This is a genomic window from Nocardia nova NBRC 15556 (genome assembly GCF_001613005.1).
Classification (GTDB): Bacteria; Actinomycetota; Actinomycetes; order Mycobacteriales; family Mycobacteriaceae; genus Nocardia; species Nocardia nova.
The window spans coordinates 1-10,989 of the sequence record NZ_BDBN01000153.1 but is presented as its reverse complement, the minus strand read 5'-3'; the positions used below and the strand labels follow the sequence as shown (position 1 = coordinate 10,989).

General features: G+C 69.2%; 9 protein-coding genes and 1 pseudogene. 4 read left to right on the top strand and 6 right to left on the bottom strand.

The features are described 5' to 3' along the window. The 4 genes and pseudogenes from NN2_RS34810 to NN2_RS34795 form a co-directional block, all read right to left on the bottom strand. Positions 1-406, bottom strand: a pseudogene (locus NN2_RS34810) (hypothetical protein); the annotation flags it as partial. Next, positions 403-801 carry a BlaI/MecI/CopY family transcriptional regulator gene (locus tag NN2_RS34805; RefSeq protein WP_030515798.1) on the bottom strand — a complete coding sequence of 133 codons (399 nt, stop codon included), beginning with the start codon at positions 799-801 and terminating at the stop codon, positions 403-405. The gene NN2_RS34805 and the pseudogene NN2_RS34810, both read right to left, overlap by 4 nt. A gap of 107 nt (positions 802-908) precedes the next feature. Further along, a complete protein-coding gene (locus NN2_RS34800; protein ID WP_030515797.1) occupies positions 909-1,655 on the bottom strand; it encodes a DUF8020 domain-containing protein in 747 nt (248 codons plus the stop codon). Between the two features lie 400 nt (positions 1,656-2,055). Beyond that, positions 2,056-3,510, bottom strand: coding sequence for an NHL repeat-containing protein (locus tag NN2_RS34795; protein WP_063019435.1), 1,455 nt, complete (start codon positions 3,508-3,510; stop codon positions 2,056-2,058). Positions 3,511-3,581: 71 nt separating this feature from the next. Here NN2_RS34795 and NN2_RS34790 point away from each other — a divergent pair, with 71 nt between their 5' ends. Continuing rightward, a complete protein-coding gene (locus NN2_RS34790) occupies positions 3,582-4,469 on the top strand; it encodes an IclR family transcriptional regulator (protein ID WP_063019433.1) in 888 nt (295 codons plus the stop codon). On the opposite strand, the gene NN2_RS34785 is transcribed toward NN2_RS34790, so the two are convergent. Beyond that, positions 4,466-5,512, bottom strand: coding sequence for an alpha/beta hydrolase (locus NN2_RS34785; RefSeq protein WP_063019430.1), 1,047 nt, complete (start codon positions 5,510-5,512; stop codon positions 4,466-4,468). The two genes, NN2_RS34790 and NN2_RS34785, sit on opposite strands and share 4 nt — an antisense overlap. 249 nt (positions 5,513-5,761) lie before the next feature. Here NN2_RS34785 and NN2_RS34780 point away from each other — a divergent pair, with 249 nt between their 5' ends. From NN2_RS34780 to NN2_RS34770, 3 genes are all read left to right on the top strand, one after another. After that, positions 5,762-7,186 carry a condensation domain-containing protein gene (locus tag NN2_RS34780; RefSeq protein WP_063019428.1) on the top strand — a complete coding sequence of 475 codons (1,425 nt, stop codon included), beginning with the start codon at positions 5,762-5,764 and terminating at the stop codon, positions 7,184-7,186. 107 nt (positions 7,187-7,293) lie between these two features. Further along, a complete protein-coding gene (locus NN2_RS34775; protein ID WP_169812488.1) occupies positions 7,294-8,748 on the top strand; it encodes an ArnT family glycosyltransferase in 1,455 nt (484 codons plus the stop codon). A gap of 10 nt (positions 8,749-8,758) precedes the next feature. Further along, entirely contained in the window at positions 8,759-9,691 is a 933-nt protein-coding gene (locus NN2_RS34770; protein ID WP_063019424.1) for a glucosyl-3-phosphoglycerate synthase, read from the top strand. Here the strand turns inward: NN2_RS34770 and NN2_RS38005 are convergent. Further along, the coding region (locus NN2_RS38005) for an acyltransferase family protein (RefSeq protein ID WP_169812487.1) at positions 9,666-10,989 on the bottom strand (1,324 nt) is incomplete at its 5' end. The two genes, NN2_RS34770 and NN2_RS38005, sit on opposite strands and share 26 nt — an antisense overlap.

Genomic DNA, 10,989 nt, shown 5'->3' with positions numbered 1-10,989 from the left:
CGACGAGCGAGGCCGAGCGGGCGTGCCGGGCGCTGCTGCGTCCCGCGCGCATCACCGCACCGATCACCCGCACGCCGCGCACCACGACGAATCCGATCAGCGCGAGGGCCGAAATCAGCGCGGCGAACTGCGCGATCGGACCGTGGCTGCCGTCGGCGGTGGCGTGTACGGCGACCCAGCAGTCGTCGAACAGGTGGGCCATCGGCAGATCCCAGGTGTGGGCGACCTGCACGGTCAGGGCCACCGCGGCGGCCGCCCAGGCGCCGAGGACGGCGGCGATCGCGGTGAGCCAGGCCAGCACGCCGAGCGCGGGGACGCTGCCGTGCGCGGTGAGCCGGGTCAGGATCGGCGGGCCGAGAACGCAGACCAGTGCCGAATAACCCAGCAGGCACAGCGCGAGGGTCACTCGGCGACCTCGGTACCCGGCTGCTCGGTGTGGGCATTGCGGGTTTTCGCGCGGCGCAGCACCTTGCGCAGCGCGGCGGTGTCGTCGTCGGAGATCTGCTCGACGAAATGGGCGAGCACCAGATCGGAGCGGCCGCCGCCGAGCGCCTCGCGCATCAGCTGGGCGCTGTATTGTTCGCGGCTCAGGCGCGCTCGATAGCGATAGGCCTTGCCGTCGCGTTCGCGTTCCAGCCAGCCCTTGCGGTGCAGATTGTCCATGGTGGTCATGACCGTGGTGTAGGCGATTTCCCGGCTGCGCAGCAGGTCCTCGAACACGGTCCGCACGGTGATGGTGTCGGGAGCGGACCAGATGCGATCCATCACCACCGCCTCCAGATCCCCGAAACGATGTGCCATCGCACCTCTCCACCATCGACTACGTACCGGGATAGTACCCATTCCCGGCCCCCGGGAACGGCTGTGGCCCCGCCGGAACGACGGGGCCACAGGGTGGGAGAGCCGACTCAGGAGGCGGCCGGAGCAGGTGCGTTGAGGGTGTTGTACATCTGCACCGCGCTGGCGATACCGACCGGCACGCCGAGGATGGCGGCGCCGATCAGCGGACCCACGGTGGCACCGAGTCCGGCGCCGACCAGGCAGCCGGCCGCGCCGCTGCCGAGGAAGAACTCCGGCACCAGGGCGAAGCCGATCGTCGCGCCGAGCACGCAGCCGGTGATGCCGCCCACCGCGCCGCCGGCGAGGCTGCCGATACCGGTCGCCAGCCCGAACTGGGTGGCGGCCACGCTCAGGGCGGAGTTGAACTCGTCCTGGGTGTAGATCGGCTGGGCGGAGGTGACCGGTTGTTCGACGGCGGCCGACTGGGGCGCCGGCTGCTCGGCGGCCGCCTGCTGGGTCTCGGGCAGCGAGGCGGGTGCGGTGGCGGCCTGTTCGGCCTTGGGCGAGGTGGCCAGGGCGGTACCGGCGACCAGGGCGCCGTTGCCGTCCTTGACCTGGAACTGGGTGCCCACCGTGGTGAGCGAGCCCAGTCCGGTTTGAATGCTGACCGAGCCGTCCTGCGTGTTGCTGGTGTAGCGCACGCCCGGAAGGATGTCGGTGGTCAGTGTGAACGGGTCGGCGGCGATCGGTGCGCCGGCGGCGGGGGCCGCGGGCGTGCCGGTGGCGGCGTTGGCAGTGGTGGCGGTGGTGGCTACGGCACCGGTCACCATCAGAGCTATGGTCGCGCCGGAGACCAAACGGGTGGTCTTGTTCATCGGATCCTCATCGTGGTCGATCGGATAAGGCGGCGAGCGATCGGGAATTCCAGGGGGAGAATTGCCGAATTATCCGCTGCCGGTGCGAAATCCGGATTATCCGGATCGCGCGAACTTGAGATTAACGAGTGCCAACCCGGCGTAAAGGTGCGACGCAGAAACGTTTACGGTTGAGAAATGTTGCTAACCAAGCGGATACAGCTGCGTAATAAGCATTTAACGTGAGAAGCCAATGGGCCGAGCGGATTCCGGACATCGCTGCGACTATTCGACTATGTACGTACGCATTTAGTAGACGATCGCGCGTACCGGACAACCACAGTAGCAATCTTCGAGCGATCCGAAAGAACGCAGGGGCGAGACCGGTAGCGGTCTCGCCCCTGCGCGGTCGAATTCCCGTTCAGCTCGGTGTGATCCGGAACAGTCCGGTCGTGGTGCCCTGGTATTGCACGCGTCCCGGCGCGATCGTGCCGACCATCTGCAGGGTGTCGTGCACGGTGCTGGTGCCGATCAACCGGCTGGAATTCTCCGTGCCGGTTTCCGCGTCGATCACGACGAGGTGATAGGTGTCGATCACCGCTCCGGCGCTGCCGGTATCGATGCCTGCGATCCGATTCTTGCGGGCGACGGTGTAGATCTTGCCGTCCGCCAGTGAAAGCCGGGGGACGGCGGCGGATTTCACATCGCTGCTCCATTTCCGGGTGCAGCCGTTACCGTCGGCATTCACGTCGATGCGGACCATGCCGCCGGTGAAATCGGCTTTGTCCGGCTCGCTCGGACCGGCGTTGTCGGGCAGCGCCGGATAGGGATAGCCGTAGGTGCTCGCCACGAAGACGCTGTTACCCGAGCCGATCGGCGAGTTCTCGGTGCCGTCCACCGCGGGCACCGAGCAGACTTGGCGGCCGGTGCGGGTGTCGTAGACGAGCAGATTCTCCTGCGGCACCGCATTGTCGGTGATCGCCAGATAATCGGTGCCGTCACGCGGGCCGAAGAAGGTCGGACTGGCCCCGCTGCCCCAGCTGAGCTGCCCGGGTTTGCGCGCCGGGCCGCGATCGTAGGGCTGCCGCCACACCTGGTGCGGAGTGCCCGCGGCATCCGCGATGAACAGATAGGTGGCGTGATCGGTGGTGACCGCGGTGCCCTCCGGGGCGGTCGAGATGCTGTTGTCGACGTGCTCGCCGGGCAGCGTGATCGATTGCGCGGAGCCGGTTTTCGGGTCGACCGCGCCCACCGAGCCGTTGGCGGTGGCGAACCACACCCGGCCGTCGCGATCGGGCATCAGCGAGGCGACGCTGTCGCAGCCGTTCCCGCCGCAGTGGCCGGTCACGGCGGCGCCGAGGGGCGTCGAGGAGGCGATGGCCAGCTTCCAGCCGTTGCCCTCCTTCGTATGCGCGACCCGTACCAGATTGTCGTCACCGTCGACCATCACCATGTGGTCGGCGTTGTCCAGATAGGCATAGACCCCGCCGAGCAGTCCGCCCTTGGGCAGTGACAGCGAGGTGAGCGGCTGACCGTTGTTCGGGTCGAGCAGGAATATCTTGGGCGAACGGTCGGTGACGGTGGTGCACAACGCCTGTGGCATGCCGTCGGCGCCCTGCAGAATGGTCGGGCACGCGGCGGCCAGTTCGCGGAACTGTGCGTTCACCGCGCCGGTACCGACGCCCGGCAGCGGAGTGCTGTCGGAGGATTCCGCATCGCCGTGCATGGTGGCGGTGCCGACCGGCCCGAGATACGGATCGACCGGAGGGGGTGGGCCGAACGCGGCGTTCGCGGTACCCGCGCCGATGGTCAGTATCGCCGCCGCGGCGGCCGCGATCGAGGTGACCGCGCCCCCGGTAAAGCCCTTACGTCGCACAAGCACTCCTCGATATGATTATTCGTATCGAATGATTCAATTATTCGTATCGCGACAGGTTAGGAGACCTCGTGCCGACTGGCAACACCGGACGGGCCGAAAGCTCGCCCCCGACTCGGCGGGTGGTGTCGGTGGTGGAACTGCTCGCCGCGCACGACGGCGCGCTGACCTCGGCCGAAATCGCCGATACGCTGGGATTGAGCCGTTCCACGATGGGAGCGATCCTGGGCACCCTGGAAGAAACCGGTTGGGTCCGGCGGCTTCCCGATCTCGGCTACGAGCCCGGTCCGGCGTTGCTGGTGCTGGGCGGGCGGCTGCGGGATCGCCTGCGTGATCACGACCGCCTCGAGGCGGAGCTGCGCCGGCTGGCCGAACGCGTGGGCTGCGGTGCCGCCCTTACGTCCATCGCGGGCAGTGAGGTCATCTTCGTCGCCGTGGCGGGCGGGCCCGGTCTGATCCCGGCCGGCATCGAGGCAGGCACCCGAATTCCCTTGCGCCCCCCGGCCGGCGCGGCCGTACTGGCCCACGCCGGCCTGCCCGCGCAACGCGCGTGGTTGCAGCAGGCGCCACCCGAGCGCCGGGCCGAATTCGAGCAGGTGCTGGAAACCGTTCGCGCACTGGGATATTGCGCGTGGGGCCTGGACGCGGCCAGCCTGCCGACGCTGCGGGTGCTGGCCGAGGTGGTCGACCATCTGTCCGACCGTCCCGCGGACAAGGCGTTGCGTGAGCGGGTGTTGGCACTGCTGGCCACGATCGGCGGCGCGGCGCACAGCCGGGCTGATCTCGACAGCGATCGCGCACTGCCGATCAGCTATCTCACGGTCCCGGTCCTCGACGGCGACCGGGTGGCGATGGAAGTCCAGATCGGCCCGCTCAGTGCCGCCGTCGGTGCTGCCGAGCGCGCCGAGTACGTGCGCGAAACAGTCTCCGCCGCACGGAGAATCGCGGCGGCGGGCTAGCGGTTCAGAGCCTGCTCGAACAGGGGCCAGGAGCGGTGCAGATCGTCCTGCCAGTACCCCCAGGAGTGGGTGCCGTTCGCGCGCAGGTCGAATGTCGCGGGAATGTTCAACTGCGTCAGCCGGTCCCGCAGCGCGATCGCGCAGTTGTGGGTGGCGGCCTCGAGCACCCCGCCGTAGACGAGCTGCTCGATGAGTTTGCGGGTATTGCCGTGAATTCCGGGCCCGTCCGGATTGTCCAAGGGGCCGGGAATTCCGTTGCCGGTCGAGACGTAGATCGCCAGCCCGCGCAGCCGATCCGCGTTCACGTACGGATCGTGGGCCGCCCACAGCGGATCGTCCGGCGCACCCCACAGATTCAGCGGATCACCGCGCCAGCGCAGCACCACACCGTCGACGAACGCCTGGCCCAGCGGATCACTGGTGCGCGCGCAGCCGCTGTAGGACCCGACCGCCCTATACAACTGCGGCGCGGCCAGGGCCAGCTGGAATACCGAGGTGCCGGCCATGGAGATACCGGCCACCGCATTCGCTCCGGAGCCGTGGAAGGCCGAATCGATGATCGGCGGCAGCTCCGCGGTGAGGAAACTCGACCACTTCTGCCGGCCGAGTACGGGATCGTCGGAGCGCCAATCGGCGAAATAGCTGCCGTTGCCGCCCATCGGGGTCACCACCGTGACCTGTTTGCCGCGGAAGAAATCGACGATATCGGTCTGCTCGGGCCAGCTGCTGGCCTCCGAACCGCCGCTGGCACCGTTGAGCAGATACAACACCGGCGCCGGCGCCGAACCGTCCGGCGCCCGAAGGACTTTCACCTCGATCTCGCGGTTCATCGCCGCGGAGTGCACCCGCAGATTCAGCATGCCGTCGGCTTCCTGCTCGACCCCGAGCAGGTGGGCGCCGTCGGCGGCGGGCTCGGCGGCGGCGGTGAGCGCGGCGATGCTCACCGGGGCGGGTGGTGGATCGTCGGCCGCCGCGGGTGCCGCGCACAGCGCCGCGGTCAGCACCGACGCCAGCAGGGCGGTGGGCAGTGAGCGGCGAATCATCCGCCTACCTCTCTCGTTTCGGCGGGACTGGACGGCGGTCAAGGTAGGCCCGCGAAGGTCGCGGTCGCAAGGTGTCGCGCCGACTGTTGGGACCGACGGCCTATCGGACTCGACCGGATCTGGGGAAGGTCACAAACTTCCACGGCGACGGTTGGCGGATCGGCGCGGGTGCCGTTGACTCGGTCCGCGTGATTCGGCGGCGCGGCCGGCGCCGGCGCGTCGTCACATCTGGACGAAACGAGGGTTTCCATGGTCGGTTTCGGTTTCTTCGACGATTGGCATCCGCAGCCCGGCAGACTGATCGCCTGGGCACCCACGTCGCAGTCGCGTGCGGCGGTCCTGGCCGCCCCGGAGCACCCGGTCGGCCCGTCGTACCAGCAGCGCGAATATCTGCGCGCGGCATATCGGCAGCGCGACAGCGGATCTCGCGCGTCCCGGCTGTGCATGATCGCGTTCGACTTTCCCAGCCCGCTGGACCGCGACGCCATGACCCGCACGATCACCGCGTTCGCCCGGCGCCACGACACGTTCTGGAGCTGGTTCTCCTGCGAGCCCGGTGAGCGGATCGCGCGCCACGTCGCCGACCCGGCCGATATCGACTTCGAGCCGCGCGACTACGGCGAGATCACCGACAGCGACGCCGTCCGCGACCATGTGCAGCGCCACGCTCGCGACGTATTCGATTGGGACTGTTTCGGTTTCGGTGTGATCGATCGGGGCGACTCGTTCACCGTCTACGCGGCCGTGGACCACCTGCACACCGACGGTGTGGGGCAGGCGCTGTCGTGCGTGGATCTGCTGCTGCTTTACGGCAACGAACTGTCCGGCGGACAGGTGCCCATCGCACCGGTCGACGGGCACCTCGCCTACTGTGCGCGGGAACTCAACTACAACGCCGAGCTCACCACCGAATCCGCGCCGGTGCAGCGCTGGCTGGAGTTGCTGATCCGCCACGGCGGCGCGGTGCCGTCGTTCCCGATGGACCTCGGCGTGGCGCCGGGCGCGAGCGGATTCACCCGCGGCGCGCAGATCACCGTGCCGCTGTTCGATGAGGCGGAGGCGCTGCGGTTCGAGCAGGTGTGCCAGGACTTCGGCGGGAAATTCCTCGGTGGCGTGTTCGCCGCGATCGCGCTCACCGAATACGAATTGACCGGCAGGGACAAATATTTCGTGTTCACGCCGGTCAACACTCGCTCGACTCCGGGGGAGCAGGGGGCGATCGGCTGGTACACCAGTCTGGTGCCGGTCGCGGTGGCGGTGCGGCCGGACGAGACGTTCACCTCGCTGGTGGGCCGCGCCCAGGCTCAGGCCGATGCGGCGAAGGAGCTGGCACAGGTGTGCGTGCACCGGGTGCTGGAGCTGGCCGCCGACGATCCGCGCATCCGCACCCGGCTCGGCTTCTCCGCGCCGATGGTCTCCTACGTGGATGTGCGGCGGATGGCTGGCGCGGAGATGTTCGACCGCATCAACGGCGGACTGTACGGCAACCGGGCCAGTTCCAGCGAGGTCTACCTGTGGATCAACCGCTTCCCCGACGTCACCCAGCTGAGCATGGTGTTCCCGGATACCCCGCGTGCGCACGAGGCCGTGGCGCACTACCTTTCGACCCTGACGAAACTGTGCCGCGATATCGCTCTGACCGGCACCGAACGGGTCGATGCCGCATTACTGTGACACCTCGCATCGCACCGGGCCGTCGACCGGCGAGGTGCGTGCTGAAAGACCTTGTGCCGGAAACGGTCTCACGGTACAGAGCGGCGATATGGGTCGGTGTGGTCGCGGTGCTCACCGCAGCGATCCTCGTGGCCCGGGCCGCGCGGTACGACTGGTTCGGCGACGAGTTGTACTTCGTCGCCGCCGGATATCATCCGGCCGCCGGATACGTCGATCAGGGACCGCTCGTTCCGCTGCTCGCGCGTGCCGCGCACGCTGTCGCGCCCGATTCCCCGACCGTGCTGCGACTGCCGGCCATTCTGGCCGGAGTGGCGGCGATCGTCGTCACCGCGGCGCTGGCGCGGGAGTTCGGCGGCGGCCGCGCCGCGCGGATTCTCGCCGCGATCGGATACGCCTGCTGCCCGTATGTGGTCACTCAGACCGCGTCGCTGTCGACGTTCGCGCTCGACAGTACGGCCGTCGCCGTTCTCACCTGGCTGTCGGCGCGCTGGGTGCGGACCCGAGCGGACAGGTTGCTGCCGATCGCGGGAGTGGTCGCGGCGATCGATCTACAGGTGAAACTGCTGTTGCCCGTCGTCGTGGCCGCCCTCGCCCTCGGCATCGCCTGCTGCGGACCGCGTGAGCTCATGCGCCGGCCCGCACTGTGGGCCGGCGTCGCCATCGCGGCCGTGTCGGCGGCGCCCGCGGTGCTGTGGCAAGAGCGCCACGGCTGGCCGCAGCTGGCCATGGGGGCGGTGATCCGCGACGAGCAGCGTGCCGCGACGGGCGGCGCGGCCGGATTGCCGGTGCAGCTGGTGACCATGGCCGGAGTGCTGGGTGTGGTGCTGATCGGCTGTGCCGCTTACGGTTTCGCGAGTCGCCGGTTGCGTGACCACCGCTTCCTGGCGGTTGCCACCTGCGTCATGGTGCTGTTCGTGGCCGTCAGCGGCGGGCGCCCCTACTACGTCGCCGGACTGCTGCCGGTGCTGTTCGCGGCGGGCGCCTGCGTGCTGGCCGAGCGGTTTCCGGTGCGATGGCCGCGAGCCACCGCGTTCACCGCCGCGACGGTGTCGATCGTCATCGCGCTCGCGGTGGTGCTGCTGCTGCCGTCCGGCAGCCCACCGCGACCGGTAACCACGCGCGCCGAATTATCCACGCGCATGCGGGTTTCGGGGACTACGGGCTGGGGCCCCCTCGTCGCCGGCGCGGCGCTGGCCGTCGAACGAGCCGGTCCGGATCACGCCCGGACCGCGATACTGACCCGCACCTATTGGCAGGCAGCGGCGCTGGATCGTTTCGGGCCGCCCGGACTACCGCCGGTCTACAGTCCCGATCGCGGTTTCGCGGAGTTCGGCCGCCCGCCACCCGGCGCCACCACGATCATCTATGTCGATACCGACACCGCCGAAATGCGTTTGCGCCGAACGTTTTCCACCGTCGAGCCCCTTGTGCGCCTCGACGATCCGCGCGGGTTCCCCGGTATCGACGCCCACGTGACCATCTGGCGGTGCGCCGAGCCGCGCGACACCTGGGCGCGGCTGTGGCCGGAGCTGACGACCGACATTCTGGACCCGGGTATCTGAGGAGATATCGATGACCTATGCCGCACCCGCCGCCGGAACCGCCTCTCCCGCACACGATGTCGGCGTGGACGACCTGATCCGGGCCAAAGGCGACCGGACCGTGTCGGTCGTGATCCCGGCCCTGAACGAGCGCGCCACCATCGCGGGAGTGATCGGTTCGATTCGGGATCTGATCGGCGGACTCGTCGACGAACTGGTCGTCGTGGACTCCGGCTCGACCGACGACACCATCGCCCGCGCCCGCGCCGCGGGTGCGAGTGCGGTGTACACCCGCGAGGAGGCACTGCCGGGAGTGCCGGTGCGGGCCGGCAAGGGGGAGGTGCTGTGGCGGTCACTGGCGGTGACGACCGGCGATATCGTCGTATTCATCGATTCCGACCTGCACGATCCCGACCCGGGCTTCGTGCCCGCGCTGGTGGCGCCGTTGCTGCGGGATCCGGGCATTCAGCTGGTGAAAGGGTTCTATCGCCGACCGCTCGGCGACGATCCGCACGGCGACACCGACGGCGGCGGGCGGGTGACCCAGCTGGTGGCCCGGCCGTTGCTGACCGCACTCGCTCCCGAGGTGGCCGATGTGCGGCAGCCGCTCGGAGGTGAATACGCCGCCACCCGCGCACTGCTCACCGCGGTTCCGTTCGCGCCCGGTTACGGCGTCGAGATCGGCATCCTGCTCGACACCCTGCACCGCTACGGCCGCGCGGCGATCGACGAGGTCGATCTGGGGATCCGGATTCATCGCAATCGGCCGACCCACGAACTGGCCGTGATGAGCCGTCAGATCATCGCGACCCTGCTCGCGCGCCTCGACATTCCCGATTCGGGGGTGGGGCTGACTCAGTTCCGGCCCGAGGCGGCGGGGTGGCGGCGGGTGACGAGTCCGGTGTCGTCGGCTGAGCGTCCACCGCTGGCCTCGCTGTTCACCACCAACCCAGCAGGGGGCTGAGCTGCCGGCCGAGTTCGGGGGCCAGCGACCGCGCGAAGCTCGCGGTGAAGTGGTGCTCGTCGTGGTAGACGAGGATATTGCCGATTTCCACCGGGCAGACGTCTCGTTCGCAGACGGCGTCGGTGAGGTCGATGGGGAAGACGTTCGGGAAGGCGGCGGCCGCGTCGAGGGCCGGGTTGACCGGTGAGAGCGCATCGGCGCGGTGCATTCCGCAGCTGATCCGATCGCCGTGGCGGGCCAGGCAGTCGATGGCGCGATAGCGCACACCCTCGCGGCGCAGCCACGGGGTGTCGCGGATCGCGATCACCCGGATTCCCTTGTCGGACAACGCCTTCCAGACGTCCTGGTAGTCGGGCGGGGTTTCGTCGCCGCCCGCGTCGACCGGCCGGGTGCCGGTGGTGAAGACCCACTCGGGCCGCTCGTTGCCCAGCAGGTCGATCACCTCGTGGGACCAGTCGCGGCAGTCCGGATTCGGTTCGCCCTTGTACATGGCGTTCTGATCGAGAGTGAGCGGACAGCCCATCTTCAGATGCACCAGGATCTTGAAATGGTGCTGCTCGGCCAGCTGCTGCAGCGCCGGCATCCAGTGCTCGGCGTGGGAGTTGCCGACCACCGCCAGCGTGTGCTGGGCATCGGCCGGCCCGTAGGTGCAGCTGACGACCTCGCGGTGATCCCAGTCGGCGATACATCCGTCGACGGTCGGGCGGGGCAGTTCCGCCGGCGCCTCGTACAGTGTCGGCCGCATGCGCGCCTGCGGTACCGACGCGCCGCCGACCAGTGCCTCGGCGCCGGGATACTGCACCGGGTCGAGGGCGCCCACCGCCCGCGGCGGATGAGTCTGCACGACCGCGCTCCAGGTGACCGCCGCGGAGGCGACCACCGCCGCCGTCACCGACAGCGCGACTCCGGCGGTGCGGCGATACCGGGCGCCGAACGCCGGCGCGGTGGTCTCCTGCCGGGGGCGCAGGCGCAGCGGCTGCTCGATATAGCGATGGGTGAGGTAGGCCAGCCCCAGGGACACCGCGATCACCGCCGCACCGCCGGCCACCCCGGCGCGAGAGCCGCCGCGTTCGGCGAGCAGGAAGATCAGCAACGGCCAATGCCACAGATACAACGAGTAGGCCAGGTCGCCGAGCCGGACCAGGGGAGGCGAGGCGAGCATTCGGGTGAGCCGCGGCTGTTCCTCGGCGGCCACCCCGGCGCCGGCGAGGATCAGCGCCACGGCCGCACCGACCGGCAGCAGCGCCGGCGGGCCCGGGAACTGATTCGCCCCGTCGGTGATCCAGCCGCCCACCGCG